This is a genomic window from Pseudomonas glycinis (assembly GCF_054871425.1).
On the sequence record NZ_JBTYHF010000001.1, the window covers coordinates 165,931 to 181,429 of the forward strand.

Consider the following 15,499-nt stretch of genomic DNA (forward strand, 5'->3'; position numbering starts at 1 on the left):
ACTTGCCCAATGGCGCCGAGTGATGCGTTAAACTGCCGCCCATTGCTGTCTGGAGTTTCTTATGCGCGCAGAGTTGAACCAGGGCCTGATCGACTTTCTCAAGGCCTCCCCTACCCCGTTCCACGCCACCGCCAGCCTCGTTCAGCGTCTGGAGGCCGCCGGTTATGTGCGCCTCGACGAGCGCGAGCCATGGTCCACCGAGGCCAACGGCCGCTATTACGTCACCCGTAACGACTCCTCGATCGTCGCGATCAAAATGGGCCGCAACTCGCCATTGCACGACGGTATCCGTCTGGTCGGCGCCCATACCGACAGCCCGTGCCTGCGGGTCAAGCCGCAACCGGAACTGCAGCGTCAGGGTTTCTGGCAGCTGGGCGTCGAAGTCTACGGCGGTGCGCTGCTGGCGCCGTGGTTTGACCGCGATCTGTCGCTCGCCGGCCGCGTGACCTTCCGCCGTGACGGCAAGGTCGAGAGCCAGTTGATCGACTTCAAGGCACCGATCGCGATCATTCCCAACCTGGCCATTCACCTCAACCGTGAAGCCAACCAGGGCTGGGCGATCAACGCGCAGACCGAACTGCCGCCGATCCTGGCGCAATTCGCCGGTGACGAGCGCGTCGATTTCCGCGCCGTGCTCACTGATCAATTGGCCCGCGAACACGGCCTGAACGCCGACGTGGTGCTGGATTACGAGCTGAGTTTCTACGACACGCAAAGCGCGGCGGTGATCGGCCTGAACGGCGATTTCATTGCCGGTGCGCGTCTGGACAACCTGCTGTCGTGCTACGCCGGCCTGCAAGCGTTGCTCACCGCCGAGACCGACGAAACCTGCGTGCTCGTCTGTAATGACCACGAAGAAGTCGGCTCGTGCTCGGCGTGCGGCGCCGACGGCCCGATGCTCGAACAGACCCTGCGCCGCCTGTTGCCGGAAGGTGACGAGTTCGTCCGCACCATTCAGAAATCCCTGCTGGTGTCGGCCGACAACGCCCACGGCGTGCATCCCAACTACGCGGACAAGCACGATGCCAACCACGGTCCAAAACTCAACGCTGGCCCGGTAATCAAGGTCAACAGCAACCAGCGCTACGCCACCAATAGCGAAACCGCCGGCTTCTTCCGCCATCTGTGCATGGCCGAAGAAGTCCCGGTGCAAAGCTTCGTGGTGCGCAGCGACATGGGCTGCGGTTCGACCATTGGCCCGATCACCGCCAGCCATCTGGGTGTGCGCACCGTCGACATTGGCCTGCCGACCTTTGCCATGCACTCGATTCGCGAACTGTGCGGCAGCCATGACCTGGCGCATCTGGTCAAAGTGCTCAGCGCGTTTTATGCCAGCCGTGAATTGCCGTAACGGCTGACAAGCTTCGCAAGCAGGCTCGCTCCCACAATGGAATGCCATTCACCTGTGGGAGCGAGCCTGCTCGCGAAAGCGCCTGTGCAGACAGCAGAATCCTCTCGGCCTGATGCATTCCTGAGCCACATCACACCCTGCCTCGAAAACCCGCCTAGACTGCAAGAATCCTCTACAGACAAGGCAGTCTCCATGATCTCGATGTCCTCCTTCCACGCCATGCTCATTCCCATCCTCAGCGGAATGATCCTGCTGGCCATCGGCTTCAACTTCCGCGACAAGAATGCCGGGGTGTTCGCCATGTGGATCGGCATGCTGATGATCCTCGCCACGGTGGTCTACAAGATCCTCGCCAAGCTCAACGAATGACCGCGCCCGGCTCGCATTGCGCCAAGGGGCCTCGTACACTCCAGCGCATCCGCCTATCGCGAGGTTGTCTTCTGGTGTTTGCTCGTCTTTTTGCTTTGCCCGGTCTGCTGCTTGTCTGCCTGATGACGCTGCTGCCGCTGGCGCCCGCCCAGGCAGTCGGTCTGCCCGGCCTGCTCAACACTTCCAAACCGCAGCCTGAAGCCGTGGAACCCCTCGGCCAGTCGCTGGACGAAGTGATCAAGTCGCTGGAAAACGACAAGCAACGCGCGCAGCTGCTCAGTGATCTGAAGAAGCTGCGCGACGCCACGAAGAAAGCTCAGACCACCCCCGAAGAAGGCGTGCTGGGCCTGATCGGCGGCACCCTCGCCAGCTTCGAAAAACAGTTTTCCGGCGCCGACAGCCCGATTACCCGCTGGTCCAACGAATTCGATCTGGCCAAGGACGAACTGACCAGCAAGCTGCTGCCGGCCAATGAATGGCTGCCGATCATCTTCGGTTTCGCGGTGATCCTGATGGTCTGGAGCCTGCTCGCCGCCGCGCTGATCTGGCTTGGCCACCGCGTGCGTCTGCGCTTCGGCCTCACCGAAGAACTGCCGCAACATCCCAAGGCCCTCGACATGCTGCGTTTTGCCCTGCGCAAGCTCGGGCCGTGGCTGATCGCGTTGGTGATCACGGTGTACATGAGCTACGTGCTGCCGTCTTCGCTGGGCAAAAGCCTGGCGATGGTGCTGGCCTATGCCTTGGTGGTCGGCACCTGTTTCTCGGCGATCTGCGTGATCGCCTTCTCCCTGCTGGACGGCCCGCACCGTCATCGCGCGCTGTACATCCTGCGCCATCAGGCGTTTCGGCCGCTGTGGCTGATCGGCAGCTTCGCCGCGTTCGGCGAAGCGTTGAGCGATCCGCGCTTGGTCGAAAGTCTCGGCGTGCATCTGGCGCACACCGCCGCGACCACGGCCAATGTGCTGGCGGCACTGTCGACCGGCCTGTTTATCCTGCGTTTCCGTCGGCCGATCGCGCACCTGATCCGCAACCAACCACTGTCACGCCGCCTGACACGCCGCGCCCTCAGCGACACCATCGAAATTCTCGGCACCTTCTGGTACGTGCCGGCACTGGTGCTGGTCGGCATCTCGCTGTTCGCCACCTTTGTCTCCGCCGGCGACACCAGCACTGCGCTGCGGCAGTCGCTGATCTGCACGGTGCTGCTGGTGTTGTGCATGGTCATCAACGGCCTGGTGCGCCGCCATTCGCTGAAACCGCAACGCGGGCCGAAACGCCATGCGTTGTACTCGGAGCGCCTGAAAAACTTCTTCTATACCCTGACGCATTTGCTGGTGTGGCTGATCTTCATCGAACTGGGCCTGCGCGTCTGGGGCCATTCGCTGATCGCGTTCGCCGAAGGCGATGGCCATGACATCAGCGTCAAACTGTTCAGCCTGATCGGCACGCTGATTTTCTCCTGGCTGATCTGGATCCTCGCCGACACCGCCGTGCATCACGCCCTCACCCGCTCGCGCAAAGGCCTGGCGAATGCGCGGGCGCAGACGATGATGCCGCTGATCCGCAACGTGCTGTTCGTGGCGATATTTATCATTGCGCTGATCGTCGCCCTGGCGAACATGGGCATGAACGTCACGCCGCTGCTGGCCGGTGCCGGCGTGATCGGTCTGGCCATCGGCTTCGGTGCGCAGTCGCTCGTCGCTGACCTGATCACCGGCCTGTTCATCATCATCGAAGACTCCCTGGCCATCGACGACTACGTCGACGTCGGTGGCCACCTCGGCACCGTCGAAGGCCTGACCATCCGCACCGTGCGCCTGCGCGACATCGACGGCATCGTCCACACGATCCCGTTCAGCGAAATCAAAAGCATCAAGAACTACTCGCGGGAATTCGGCTACGCCATCTTCCGCGTCGCCGTGCCGTACAACATGGAAATCGACGACGCGATCAAACTGATGCGCGACGTCGGCCAGAAGATGCGCAGCGATCCGCTGCAACGCCGCAACATCTGGTCGCCGCTGGAGATTCAGGGTGTGGAAAGTTTCGAGTCCGGCAGCGCGATTTTGCGCGCACGGTTCAAGACTGCGCCGATCAAGCAGTGGGAGGTTTCCCGGGCGTTCAATTTATCGCTAAAAAGGCAACTGGATGAGGCGGGGCTGGATCTGGCGACACCGCGGATGAGTGTGCAGGTGATTACGCCTGGGGGGGAAATCAAAAAGGAAAGCTGAACAGAGATGGCCCCCTATTGGCAGGTAATACCAATAGGGGGCTAGCTTTATCTGGCTTTGAAACCAGGTTTGCCATTAGCGGAACGCCAGTTTTTTACCTCCAAGACAACATTTTCAGGCCCATCCTTACCTTCCTCTGGGTAGTAAATCAAATCGTAACCAGATGGATGTTCAACTAGCCGGGAGAACTCAAGAATGGCAGCAATTTGCTGCTTTTCTGTAGTAAACCCGGAATCATGTATTTTCCTGACAAACTCGAGAAAATCTTCCTCTCTCATATCCTGTATCGATCTCATATCAAAGTCCTTTATGAATTTCAACATGCGCCTTCGGGGTAACGATATTTATGTTGTCAGCATTATATAAATCCCCTCCCTCGGCCAAGCCGACCTTATGATGCAGTTCGTATTTCACTCTTGCTCCTGCTGAATCGTTCATTCTAACTATTGGGGCTTTGCCCTTTTTCATTTCGTTCAAACTTGTTTCATTAAATAAGTCAGCCAGTTTTTCGTCGTTGAAAACAGCTTTCCAGAATGTTTCTCTGAATGCTCTGAAACTGTTGAACTGACGACCCCGTAACTGATCAGCAATGTGCGATGGGATTGGCGCCCCATCACCCTGCGCAGCAGCCCCCAGCCATCCACCCGCAACCGGCGCTCCATGACCACTCGCCACCCCTGGATCATTGCGCGGATCCCGGAACATGACGTACTGCGGTGGCACACCCGACTCCGACGGGAAGACCAGAATGAAGTCGTCGAAACGAATGTTGCCCCGCCCTGGGTAAGCGTCGATCCGTCCTTCAATCGGCACGAGGTTGCCGCCGATATATCGCGGTGGGGACGGATTCTCGATTGGGAATAGCGTTGAACTGTCTGCCGGCGTTACTGAGGGCGTCCAGACCGCGGTTGTCGGCGGGATGTCAGTGAGCGTCGCGCTGTAAGTGTTGTTCCCTGCGTTAAAACCAGCTGCAACCACGCGAACGCCGGAAGGCCGTTTTGTCCCCGCGACCGGAACGACAAGCAGTTCGGCGAGAGATCCCGTCAGCGGCCGGGCGCTCAAACGTACCGGCAGATTCAGTCGTGCTCTTTCGCTTGCCAGCCTGTCCAGATCAGGCAGTTGACCGGGCAGCAGATCTGCCAGTGGGAGGCTGAGCAAAAAGCGTTCAGGCAACTCTCCATTGCCCAACACCGGGGAATAGACAAACGCACTCACCCCACCATCAGCCCGGACGCCGCGCCGGTAGCCACCTCCGATAAACCGGCCATCGCCGCGCGAATCGAAGCGGCAAAACCCGCCATCAGGTTGTCGGCAATCGCGACCGCACCAGCGGACGTCGCAAATACCAGTTGGGCGTGGCTGGTATTGCCCTGCAAGCGCAGCAGGCTACTGTGCCCACCGGAGGTGTCCTGCCGGCGCTTTTCCTCAGCAACCCTGCGTGCTTCGGCCTCAGCCTCAAGCGCTGCCTGTTCCTCGGCACGCTTGCGCTCTAGTGCCTCAGCCAAACGGGCCTGTTCCTCTTCGAGCCGCCTGATTTCATCGGCCGCGGCCTGCCGCGCCAGCTCCTCCGCCTGCCGCCGCGCCTGCTCCTGAGCGACGCGGGCCTGTTCCTGTGCAACCTGCCTGGCGTATTCCGCCGCCAACCGCGCCTGCCCCTGAGCGATCCGCTCGGCTTCCTGCGCTTGCACCACGGCAATCATGCCCTTGACCGTGGCCGATTGGCTGTTCAACACGCCAATGCCTTCAACCAGTAACTTGGCGTTGAACAGAGCGCTATAAGCCTGCCGTACGCTGACGCTGGCGCTTCGCCGATTGACTTGCGGTAAGCGGCCTACGTTGAAAAAGGTTTCAACCTGGGCGTGGCCGAAACGTTCGATGGCCACGTCCTTGGCCACCAAAAGCGCACCAAACTTCCTGGCGATCAGGGAATCCCTGAATTGCATCTCCCGCGCCAGCGCATCCAAAGGAGGCAAGACACTTTTATCACCTGCTGCCCGCGCTTCTGCCAGTTCATTTTCAATGACCTGAGCAATATTCCTGGAAGTATCCTTGTAGATACTTTCCATATCGAGTATTTCACCCAACGGCGCAAAATTAATGCCTGGCCCCGAGCCGTCCCCTGCACCTAAATAATGTAAATATTCATCTTGTTTATCCGGACGCACAACAATCGGCGGAAGCGTTATTCCATTACGCTGCATTTATAAGTCCTCCATGGACAATAGTTTTGTCGAACTGACCCGTCACCCTCAAACAGCCAATAACGTGACCGGTACCTGGAGAAATTTATGGAAATAGATGTTGTGCGGTGCGGTACATGGTTATCGCCCGCGTTTTATCTGTCACGCCGGACGGAACTGATAAAGCGGTAGGAGTTTTCGCTGATAACTTATGCTCAAACGTAAATCTGTCGGAGCGCATAGCGTTTTCCGGACCCGATCGCACTTGCGTGCAAAGCCTTTGTCACAGGCAAGGAAGCCAACAACAATAATCAAGGAGAAGCCCATGCAACTGACGCGCATTGCCCAGACCCTATTGCTCACCCTGGTCGCCAGCCACGCCAGTGCCGCGACGATGGACAGCGCCCGCACGCGCATCGCCGAGCAGGCGCAGAAGCTCGAGCCGGAGCTGCTGGAAACCCGCCGCGACCTTCACGCTCATCCAGAACTTGGCAACACCGAAAAACGCACCGCTGAACTGGTCGCCAGACAGCTGCAAGCCATGGGCCTGGAAGTGAAAACCGGCGTCGCCCGCACCGGCGTTGTCGCCATTCTCAAAGGCGCCCTGCCCGGCCCGACTGTGGCGCTGCGCGCCGACATGGATGCACTGCCAGTCAAGGAAGTCTCCGACTTGCCGTTCGCTTCGAAAGCCAAAGGCACGTATCTCGACAAGGAAGTCGACGTCATGCACGCCTGCGGCCACGACGCCCACACCGCGATCCTGCTCAGCGCAGCGAAAATTCTGACGGGCATGCGCGACACCCTGCCCGGCACCGTGGTGTTCTACTTCCAGCCCGCCGAGGAAGGTCCGAGCGATTTTATTCCCGACGGCAAAAATACCTGGGGCGCGAAGATGATGGTCGAGGAAGGCGTGATGAAATCGCCGAAACCCGACGCGGTGTTCGGCCTGCACGTCTGGGCGGGCGTCCCCGCCGGCCAGATCGCCTACCGCCCCGGCCCGACCCTGGCCAGCTCCGACGACCTGCGCATCAAGATCCACGGCAAACAAACCCACGCCGGCCGCCCCTGGGATGGCATCGACCCAATCACCGTCGGCGCACAAACCATCGTCGGCCTGCAAACCGTGGTCAGCCGCCGCACCGACATTTCCTCTTACCCGTCAGTGGTCAGCATCGGCACCATCAACGGCGGCACCCGCTACAACATCATCCCCGAATCACTCGACATGACCGGCACCATCCGCTCTTACGACTACGGCATCCGCCAGAAACTGCACAGCGACGTACGCCAGACAGTCGAGAAAATCGCCGAAAGCGGCGGCGCCAAAGCCGACGTCACCATCATCGAAAAATACGACCCGACCATCAACAACCCGGCACTGACCGAGAAAATGCTGCCGACATTGAAGTGGGCGACCAAGGATGACGTGGTGCAGGGACCGCTGGTGGGCGGCGCGGAAGATTTCTCGTTCTTCGCCAAAGAAGCGCCGGGGTTGTTTGTGTTTCTTGGCGTGACGCCACGGGATCAGGACATGAGCAAGGCCGCGCCGAATCACAATCCGGGGTTCTTTGTCGATGAATCGGCGTTGGTGGTTGGAGTGAGGACATTGGCGTCGTTGGCGACGGATTATTTGTATGGGAATGCGGCGGTGGGCAAGTAGAGAGGGGGTGACTGTGGGAGCGCAGCGACCAGAAGATCAAACCACATCAACCCCTACGTGAATCGCATCATGCCGCCAAAACTCCAGATCACAATCGATCAACCGCCCATGCTGATCATAATTGACCCGAGCAATCCTCAGTCCCGGACTACCCACCGACACCCGTAGAGCCGCCGCCGCATCGACAGATAAAGACGTAGGCACGATCTCAAACCGCACCCGCCCATAGTGCAAATCGAAATGCCGCGCATACAACTCGGTGATCGACTGATTCAAATCGAAATCAAGAATCCCCGGAAAAAACTGCGGATTCAGATAGTGCTCCACATACAACACCAGTCGCCCATCAATGCGCCGCGAGCGGCAAATCTGAATCACGCTCGACAACGCCGGCAACTGCAACCACGCACACACCGCCGCCGAAGCCGGTTGCAACCGCGCCGAAATCACCTCGGTCGAAGGTTCGCGCCCCTGCGCACTGACCATGGCGTGAAAGTGACTGCGCTGCATCAGGTTGTACGCCAGACGCGGCGGCGACACGAACCAGCCGCGCCGCTCCTCACGGTAAATCTGCCCCTGCGCCTCAAGCTGCAACAGCGCTTCACGCACAGTGATCCGCGTCGTCCCGAACAACTCGCTCAGCTTGCGTTCAGCGGGCAACTTGCTCCCGGCCGCCAGCAAACCGTGACCGATCTGCTCCTGCAGCACCTGGCCAATCGCTGTCACCGCTTTCGTTGCCTCATCGCGCATCAACGTTACCTATCTGGACTAGACCAGCACTGTTTCGGGGCAGATCCGAACGCCGATCAAAGCGCCTTCGTATGTTGCAAGCCTAGGCAGTGCAGATGACCGCCAGATGACAAAACTACCGAACGGTCGCTTTCACGGCTTGCAATACATCGGCCAAGTTCCCTGCTCCACGGGCTTTTGAGCATGGTCTACGCTGATCTGGCACCTTCCTGATAATGGCTGATGGAAGATCAGCCACGAGGCCATCGACATCAAAATGTCATCCAGCCGGCCTAAATTGGCTCAGGTATTGCTGACCTAGACCAACACCAACCGCAATCGCAGCGTTGAACACGACCAAGGAGCTTCGGAATGAAACAGCTTTTCCTGGCAACACTGTTAGGCTCGACCATCGCTATGTGCACCGCCGCCATGGCGGCCGACACCGATCTGAAAACCCTCGAAGCCGCTGCGAAGGCGGAAGGCGCCGTGAACAGCGTCGGCATGCCCGATGACTGGGCCAACTGGAAAGGCACCTGGGAAGATCTGGCCAAGAAATACGGCCTGAAACACATCGACACCGACATGAGCTCGGCCCAGGAAATCGCCAAGTTCGCTGCTGAAAAAGACAACGCCACCGCTGATATCGGCGACGTCGGTGCCGCCTTCGGCCCGATCGCGGTCAAGCAAGGCGTGGTGCAACCCTACAAGCCAAGCACCTGGGATCAAGTTCCGGACTGGGCCAAGGACAAGGACGGCAACTGGGCACTGGCATACACCGGCACCATCGCCTTCATCGTCAACAAGAAGCTGCTGCACGGCTCCGACGTACCGACCAAATGGGCTGACCTGAAAACCGGTAAATACAAAGTCTCCATCGGCGATGTAAGCACCGCCGCCCAGGCCGCCAACGGTGTCCTCGCTGCGGCACTGGCCAATGGCGGTGACGAGAAAAACATCAAGCCTGCCCTGCTGCTGTTCGCCGACCTTGCCAAACAGGGTCGTCTGTCGATGGCCAACCCGACCATCGCCACCATGGAAAAAGGCGAGATCGAAGTCGGCGTGGTATGGGACTTCAATGGTCTGAGCTACAAGGCCAAGATGGCCAACCCGGATGATTACGTAGTGCTGATTCCATCCGACGGCTCGGTGATTTCCGGCTACACCACGATCATCAACAAGTACGCGAAAAACCCCAACGCCGCCAAGCTGACCCGCGAATACATCTTCAGCGACGCCGGCCAGACCAACCTCGCCCGCGGCAACGCCCGGCCGATCCGCGCCGAACACCTGCAACTGCCGGAAGACGTGAAAGCCAAACTGCTGCCAAACGAGCAGTACAAGAAGGTCACGCCGGTCAAGGACGCCGACGCGTGGGAAAAGACCTCCAAAGCCCTGCCACAGCAGTGGAACGAAGAAGTCATCGTAGAAATGAAGTGATGGCTTGACCCATTGCTTGATCCGACAAAGATCCCTGTGGGAGCGAGCTTGCTCGCGAATGCGGTTATTCATTCAACATTGATGTTGGCTGATCTGACGCCTTCGCGAGCAAGCTCGCTCCCACAAGGGATTGAGTTGATTTCGGAATATCTGAATTTCGCGGAGTTCTCGCCCCTATGAAGCACAACGTCATCCTTGTCGTGCTCGACGGCCTCAACTACGAGGTTGCGTGTCACGCCATGGGGCATCTGCAGGCTTATGTTGGCGCAGGACGCGCGGCGCTCTATCAACTGGAGTGCGAACTGCCGGCCCTGTCCCGACCGCTTTACGAATGTATTCTCACCGGCGTGCCGCCGATCGACAGCGGCATCGTCCACAACAATGTCTCGCGCTTGTCCAACCAGCGCAGCATCTATCACTACGCCCGCGATGCCGGGCTGAAAACCGCCGCTGCGGCGTATCACTGGGTCAGCGAGTTGTATAACCGCTCACCGTTCGTGGCCGCGCGCGACCGCCACACCAACGATCCGACGCTGCCGATCCAGTACGGTCACTTCTACTGGAACGATCATTATCCGGATTCGCACCTGTTCGCCGACGCCGAGAACCTGCGCCTGCGTCACGCGCCGGATTTCCTCCTGATCCACCCGATGAACATCGACGACGCCGGGCACAAGCACGGCCTCGACAGCTCGCAATACCGCAACAGCGCGCGCTCGGCTGACGTCATCCTCGCCGACTATCTGCAGAGCTGGCTCGACGCTGGTTATCAGGTATTGGTAACCGCCGACCACGGCATGAACAACGATCGTTCGCACAACGGCCTGCTGGCGGAAGAACGTCAGGTGCCGCTGTTCGTTCTCGGCAATGCGTTCAGCCTCAACCCTGACGCCACGCCGACGCAGACCGAGCTCTGCGGCACAATTTGCGAACTGCTCAGCGTACCCCACGACAAACCTGTGTGCCGGGAGCTGCTCAAGTGAATGCCATGAATCGCGGCAAATGGCTCGCGGCGCTGTGTCTGGTGCCCTTCGCGCTGTTCTTTATCGTCTTCGAAATCGCCCCGCTGGTCTGGGTGATGATCAACAGCCTGCAATCGGAAGAGTCCGGCTGGGGCCTGGCCAACTTCAGCAAGATCTTCGGTTCGAAGTTCTATCGGCAGGCGATCCAGTACAGCCTGGAGATCAGTTTCTGGTCGAGCGTATTCGGCATCATCATCGCCGTGCTGGGTGCGTATTCACTACGCCGCGTCGATTCGAAGCTGCGCAACTTCGTGAATGCCTTCGCCAACATGACCAGCAATTTTGCCGGCGTGCCGCTGGCGTTCGCCTTCATCATCCTCCTCGGTTTCAACGGCAGCATCACCATCATGCTCAAGCAGTCGGGGATCATTCAGGACTTCAACCTGTATTCGAAAACCGGCCTGATCATCCTCTACACCTACTTCCAGATCCCGCTCGGCGTGTTGCTGCTCTACCCGGCTTTCGACGCCCTGCGTGAAGACTGGCGCGAGTCCGCCGCACTGCTCGGCGCCAACGGCTGGCAGTTCTGGCGGCACATCGGCCTGCCGGTGTTGACGCCGGCGTTGCTTGGCACGTTCGTGATCCTGCTGGCCAACGCCCTCGGCGCCTACGCCACGGTTTATGCGCTGACCACCGGCAACTTCAACGTTCTGCCGATCCGTATTGCGGCGATGGTCTCCGGCGACATTTCCCTTGATCCGAACCTGGCCAGCGCCCTGGCCGTGGTGCTCGTGGCGCTGATGACCATCGTCACCGTCGTGCATCAACTGCTGTTGAAGAGGAGCTACCATGTCTCGCGCTGAATCCGGCCCGGCCGGCCTCTACCACCGCGTCGTGGTCTATCTGCTGTTCGCCATTCTGCTGTTGCCGCTGCTGGGCACGCTGGTCTATTCGATCGCCAGCAGTTGGTCGGCAACGATTCTGCCCAGCGGTTTCACCTTCAAGTGGTACATCCAGCTGTGGAGCGATCCGCGCTTTCTGCATGCATTCGGTCAGTCGCTGATTGTCTGTGTCGGCGCGCTGGTGCTGTCGGTGGTGCTGATCCTGCCGTTGCTGTTCGTCGTGCATTACTACTTCCCGAAACTCGATGCGCTGATGAACATCCTCATCCTGCTGCCCTTCGCGGTACCGCCGGTGGTGTCCTCGGTGGGGCTGTTGCAGCTCTACGGTTCCGGGCCGATGGCGATGGTCGGCACACCGTGGATTCTGATCGGCTGCTACTTCACCGTGGCGCTGCCGTTCATGTACCGCGCGATCACCAACAACCTGCAAGCGATCAACCTGCGCGACCTGATGGACGCCGCGCAACTGCTTGGCGCCAGCACTTTTCAAGCGGCGTTTCTGGTGGTGCTGCCGAATCTGCGCAAAGGCCTGATGGTGGCGCTGCTACTGTCGTTCTCGTTCCTCTTCGGTGAATTCGTGTTCGCCAACATCCTCGTCGGCACCCGCTACGAAACCCTGCAGGTGTACCTGAACAACATGCGCAACAGCAGCGGCCACTTCACCAGTGCGCTGGTCATTTCGTATTTCTTTTTCGTGCTGGTCCTGACCTGGATCGCCAACATCTTGAACAAGGACAAAAGCGAATGAGCTACGTCAGCGTCCAACACCTGCAGAAAAGTTACGCCGGCACCACGGTGTTCAGCGACATCGATTGCGAAATCAACAAAGGCGAGTTCGTCACCCTGCTCGGCCCGTCCGGGTGCGGCAAGTCGACTTTGCTGCGTTGCATCGCCGGGCTGACCCCGGTGGATGGCGGCAAGATTTTGCTCGATGGCGTCGACATCGTGCCGTTGAGCCCACAGAAACGTGGCATCGGTATGGTCTTTCAAAGCTATGCGCTATTCCCCAACATGACCGTCGAACAGAACGTCGCCTTCGGCCTGCGCATGCAAAAGGTCAACGCCGATGACAGCCACAAGCGCGTGGCAGAAGTGTTGAAACTGGTTGAACTGCACGACTTCGCCAGCCGCTATCCGCATCAACTGTCCGGTGGTCAGTGCCAGCGCGTCGCCCTCGCCCGCTCACTGGTAACCCGCCCGCGCTTGTTGCTGCTGGATGAGCCGCTGTCGGCGCTCGACGCACGGATTCGCAAACACCTGCGCGAACAGATTCGTCAGATCCAGCGCGAACTCGGCCTGACCACGATCTTCGTCACCCACGATCAGGAAGAAGCGCTGACCATGTCGGACCGGATTTTCCTGATGAATCAGGGAAAGATCGTCCAGAGCGGCGACGCCGAAACCCTCTACACCGCGCCGGTCGATGTATTCGCCGCCGGCTTCATCGGCAACTACAACCTGCTCGATGCCGATGCCGCCTCGAAGCTGTTGCAACGGCCGGTCAACCACCGCATCGCCATCCGCCCGGAAGCCATCGAACTGAGCCTCGACGGCGAACTCGACGCGCAGATCCGCAGTCACAGCCTGCTCGGCAACGTCATTCGCTATCGCGTCGAAGCGCGCGGCGTGGAACTGGTGGTCGATGTGCTCAACCGCTCCGCCGCCGATCTGCATCCCGACGGACAGCGCCTGGCACTTTCCATCGATCCAACGGCCTTGTGCGAAGTAGCATAAAAGCAGCTGCAAGCTTCGAGCTACCAGCTTCAAGTTGTAGACTGCGGTGCACCTGATTTTAATTCTTGCAGCTATTAGCTCGTAGCTTGCAGCTGTTCTCGGAGAGAACCGATGGCTTTGGCAATTTTTGATCTGGACGAAACGTTGATCCACGGCGACTGCTCCTCGCTATGGAGTGAGCAGATGGTCCGCCTCGGCTGGGTCGATGGCGAGTCGTTCATGCAGCGCGACAAGGAACTGATGGATGCCTACGGCCGCGGACATCTGGCGATGGAAGACTATATGGCCTTCAGTCTCGAACCATTGATTGGCCGTACCCCTGAGGAAATCGAGCACTTGGTTGGCCCGTGGGTGGAAGATTTCATTGAACCGATCATCTTCAGCGACGCGACCAAAACCATCGCCGCCCACCGCAAGGCCGGCGACCGGATTCTGGTGATCTCGGCGTCGGGTATCCATCTGGTCAAGCCGATCGCCGAACGATTAGGTATTGATGAGGTTCTCGCCATCGAACTGGAAGTAGCCCACGGCGCATACAGCGGTAAAACCGTCGGCACCCTGACTTACCGCGAAGGCAAAATCACCCGTTTGCTGGAATGGCTGGACGCCGAAGAAGAAAACCTCGAAGGCGCGAGTTTCTATTCCGACTCACGCAATGATCTGCCGCTGCTGCTGAAAGTGGATTTTCCGCACGTGGTCAATCCGGATCCGGTGCTGCTTGAGCACGCCGAAAAGGCCGGCTGGCCGATCCATCTCTGGAAATAAAAGCAAAAGATCGCAGCCTTCGGCAGCTCCTACTTTTGGAATGCGTGCCTCTGTAGGAGCTGCCGAAGGCTGCGATCTTTTGACCTTGTTTTGCTGTCAGCTCAAACCTTCATTGATTACCAACACCAACTTGCCCGCCACCGTATTGCTCGCCAGTTCGGCAAACGCTGCTTCGGCATCCTTCACCGCAAACGCTTTGGCCAATTGCGGACGCAAGCGGCCCTCGGCAAACAGCGGCCAGACATGCTGGCCCAGGTCACTGAGCAGATCCGCCTTGAACTGATCGCCACGACTGCGCAACGTTGAACCGAGCAGTTGCACACGCTTGGCCAACACCTGCGCCAGATCCAGTTTCGCCTCGCGCCCGCCCATCAAACCGATCAGCACCCAACGCCCGTCCAGCGCCATCAGCTTGAGGTTCAATGCTGAATAATTGCCGCCCACCGGATCGAGAATCACGTCGAACGGCCCGAAGTCGCGCAGGCTCTCCAGATCATCGGTGCGCACCACGCCGCCCTGCGCACCCAGCGCTTCACAGTAAGCCAGGCGCTCGGCGGAACCGACGCTGACCCAGCACGGGTTGCCGAAGGCTTTGCACAGCTGAATGGCGGCTGAACCGATTCCACTTGCGCCGGCGTGCAGGAGAATTTTCTCACCGGGCTTCAACGCTGCAAGTTGAAACACATTCAGCCAGACGGTGGCGTACACCTCGGGCAATACCGCCGCCTCGATCAGCGAAACACCTTCGGGCACCGGCAGCACGTGCCGTCCGTCGACGACCACCTCTTCGGCCATGCCGCCCCCGGCCAGCAAGGCGCAAACCCGATCGCCGACCTGCCAGGACGAGCCCGCACCGACTTCGCTGATCACCCCGGAGCACTCAAGACCGAGCACGTGGCTGGCTCCCGGCGGGGGCGGATAAAGGCCTGCTTTCTGTAATAAATCGGCGCGATTGAGGCCGGCTGCCGCCACCCGGATGCGGACTTGTCCTACATCGCAGGTAGGACTCGGCTCTTCAACCCATGCCACTTGACCTTCAACGCCTTGCAATGCCTTCACACTGCCTCCATAGTGAGTCTGGACTGAGCCCGAAGCTGTAGCGCCGGGCTTTTTGCATTATGCGACCGGCTCTCAAAGAACCGGCGACTTCAAAGACGGCCTAATATGCGTTATCAA

At 59.4% G+C, this 15,499-nt stretch carries 15 protein-coding genes; 10 read left to right on the plus strand and 5 right to left on the minus strand.

Annotated elements, in window-relative coordinates; genetic code table 11:
- The first annotated feature begins 61 nt into the window (after positions 1-61).
- The 3 genes from ACYSTU_RS00745 to ACYSTU_RS00755 all read left to right on the plus strand — a co-directional run bounded on the left by ACYSTU_RS00745 (position 62) and on the right by ACYSTU_RS00755 (position 3,951).
- Entirely contained in the window at positions 62-1,351 is a 1,290-nt protein-coding gene (locus tag ACYSTU_RS00745) for a M18 family aminopeptidase (RefSeq protein ID WP_016773748.1), read from the plus strand.
- Positions 1,352-1,543: 192 nt separating this feature from the next.
- Complete coding sequence (locus ACYSTU_RS00750; RefSeq protein WP_016773747.1) at positions 1,544-1,720, plus strand: hypothetical protein; 177 nt, start codon at positions 1,544-1,546, stop codon at positions 1,718-1,720.
- 74 nt (positions 1,721-1,794) lie between these two features.
- A complete protein-coding gene (locus ACYSTU_RS00755) occupies positions 1,795-3,951 on the plus strand; it encodes a mechanosensitive ion channel family protein (RefSeq protein WP_498995092.1) in 2,157 nt (718 codons plus the stop codon).
- 47 nt (positions 3,952-3,998) lie between these two features.
- Here ACYSTU_RS00755 and ACYSTU_RS00760 read toward each other — a convergent pair whose 3' ends face one another.
- From ACYSTU_RS00760 to ACYSTU_RS00770, 3 genes are read right to left on the minus strand one after another with little or no spacing between them, the layout of a single operon-like run.
- On the minus strand, positions 3,999-4,247 hold the full coding sequence (locus ACYSTU_RS00760; protein WP_123443435.1) for a bacteriocin immunity protein: 249 nt from the start codon (positions 4,245-4,247) through the stop codon (positions 3,999-4,001).
- A gap of 1 nt (position 4,248) precedes the next feature.
- Positions 4,249-5,166, minus strand: a complete 918-nt coding sequence (locus ACYSTU_RS00765; RefSeq protein ID WP_498995097.1) for a pyocin-S2/colicin E7-DNase domain-containing protein — start codon at positions 5,164-5,166, stop codon at positions 4,249-4,251.
- Positions 5,163-6,152: a KIAA2012 family protein gene (locus ACYSTU_RS00770; protein WP_197047826.1), complete on the minus strand. Its 990-nt coding sequence runs from the start codon at positions 6,150-6,152 to the stop codon at positions 5,163-5,165. The genes ACYSTU_RS00765 and ACYSTU_RS00770 overlap by 4 nt, the downstream gene beginning before the upstream one ends.
- A 304-nt stretch (positions 6,153-6,456) precedes the next feature.
- On the opposite strand from ACYSTU_RS00770, the gene ACYSTU_RS00775 reads away from it, so the two are divergent.
- Positions 6,457-7,791 carry an amidohydrolase gene (locus tag ACYSTU_RS00775; RefSeq protein ID WP_122691578.1) on the plus strand — a complete coding sequence of 445 codons (1,335 nt, stop codon included), beginning with the start codon at positions 6,457-6,459 and terminating at the stop codon, positions 7,789-7,791.
- Between the two features lie 36 nt (positions 7,792-7,827).
- On the opposite strand, the gene phnR is transcribed toward ACYSTU_RS00775, so the two are convergent.
- Complete coding sequence (gene phnR / locus ACYSTU_RS00780; protein WP_264364786.1) at positions 7,828-8,541, minus strand: phosphonate utilization transcriptional regulator PhnR; 714 nt, start codon at positions 8,539-8,541, stop codon at positions 7,828-7,830.
- Positions 8,542-8,892: 351 nt separating this feature from the next.
- Here phnR and ACYSTU_RS00785 point away from each other — a divergent pair, with 351 nt between their 5' ends.
- The 6 genes from ACYSTU_RS00785 to ACYSTU_RS00810 all read left to right on the plus strand — a co-directional run bounded on the left by ACYSTU_RS00785 (position 8,893) and on the right by ACYSTU_RS00810 (position 14,323).
- A complete protein-coding gene (locus ACYSTU_RS00785) occupies positions 8,893-9,960 on the plus strand; it encodes an ABC transporter substrate-binding protein (protein ID WP_042608517.1) in 1,068 nt (355 codons plus the stop codon).
- A 176-nt stretch (positions 9,961-10,136) separates the two neighbouring features.
- Positions 10,137-10,943: an alkaline phosphatase family protein gene (locus ACYSTU_RS00790; RefSeq protein ID WP_264364785.1), complete on the plus strand. Its 807-nt coding sequence runs from the start codon at positions 10,137-10,139 to the stop codon at positions 10,941-10,943.
- Positions 10,944-10,948: 5 nt separating this feature from the next.
- Positions 10,949-11,785 carry an ABC transporter permease gene (locus ACYSTU_RS00795; RefSeq protein ID WP_161984092.1) on the plus strand — a complete coding sequence of 279 codons (837 nt, stop codon included), beginning with the start codon at positions 10,949-10,951 and terminating at the stop codon, positions 11,783-11,785.
- On the plus strand, positions 11,772-12,572 hold the full coding sequence (locus tag ACYSTU_RS00800; RefSeq protein WP_016773742.1) for an ABC transporter permease: 801 nt from the start codon (positions 11,772-11,774) through the stop codon (positions 12,570-12,572). Before ACYSTU_RS00795 ends, ACYSTU_RS00800 begins: the two co-directional genes overlap by 14 nt.
- The gene (locus ACYSTU_RS00805) at positions 12,569-13,558 is read left to right on the plus strand and encodes an ABC transporter ATP-binding protein (RefSeq protein ID WP_130888606.1); all 990 of its coding nucleotides are present in this window, start codon (positions 12,569-12,571) and stop codon (positions 13,556-13,558) included. The genes ACYSTU_RS00800 and ACYSTU_RS00805 overlap by 4 nt, the downstream gene beginning before the upstream one ends.
- A gap of 111 nt (positions 13,559-13,669) precedes the next feature.
- On the plus strand, positions 13,670-14,323 hold the full coding sequence (locus ACYSTU_RS00810) for an HAD family hydrolase (protein WP_264364784.1): 654 nt from the start codon (positions 13,670-13,672) through the stop codon (positions 14,321-14,323).
- Positions 14,324-14,419: 96 nt separating this feature from the next.
- Here the strand turns inward: ACYSTU_RS00810 and ACYSTU_RS00815 are convergent, their stop codons facing one another.
- Positions 14,420-15,382, minus strand: coding sequence for a zinc-binding dehydrogenase (locus ACYSTU_RS00815; RefSeq protein WP_498995106.1), 963 nt, complete (start codon positions 15,380-15,382; stop codon positions 14,420-14,422).
- Positions 15,383-15,499: the final 117 nt, after the last annotated feature.

Bases quoted from the DNA above. Each gene is read 5' to 3' on its own strand.
- ACYSTU_RS00790 (WP_264364785.1), top strand. From the start codon at position 10,137: ATGAAGCACAACGTCATCCTTGTCGTGCTCGACGGCCTCAACTACGAG.
- ACYSTU_RS00810 (WP_264364784.1), top strand. From the start codon at position 13,670: ATGGCTTTGGCAATTTTTGATCTGGACGAAACGTTGATCCACGGCGAC.
- ACYSTU_RS00745 (WP_016773748.1), top strand. From the start codon at position 62: ATGCGCGCAGAGTTGAACCAGGGCCTGATCGACTTTCTCAAGGCCTCC.
- ACYSTU_RS00775 (WP_122691578.1), top strand. From the start codon at position 6,457: ATGCAACTGACGCGCATTGCCCAGACCCTATTGCTCACCCTGGTCGCC.
- ACYSTU_RS00800 (WP_016773742.1), top strand. From the start codon at position 11,772: ATGTCTCGCGCTGAATCCGGCCCGGCCGGCCTCTACCACCGCGTCGTG.
- ACYSTU_RS00805 (WP_130888606.1), top strand. From the start codon at position 12,569: ATGAGCTACGTCAGCGTCCAACACCTGCAGAAAAGTTACGCCGGCACC.
- ACYSTU_RS00785 (WP_042608517.1), top strand. From the start codon at position 8,893: ATGAAACAGCTTTTCCTGGCAACACTGTTAGGCTCGACCATCGCTATG.
- ACYSTU_RS00750 (WP_016773747.1), top strand. From the start codon at position 1,544: ATGATCTCGATGTCCTCCTTCCACGCCATGCTCATTCCCATCCTCAGC.
- ACYSTU_RS00760 (WP_123443435.1), bottom strand. From the start codon at position 4,247: ATGAGATCGATACAGGATATGAGAGAGGAAGATTTTCTCGAGTTTGTC.
- phnR (WP_264364786.1), bottom strand. From the start codon at position 8,541: ATGCGCGATGAGGCAACGAAAGCGGTGACAGCGATTGGCCAGGTGCTG.
- ACYSTU_RS00795 (WP_161984092.1), top strand. From the start codon at position 10,949: ATGAATCGCGGCAAATGGCTCGCGGCGCTGTGTCTGGTGCCCTTCGCG.
- ACYSTU_RS00770 (WP_197047826.1), bottom strand. From the start codon at position 6,152: ATGCAGCGTAATGGAATAACGCTTCCGCCGATTGTTGTGCGTCCGGAT.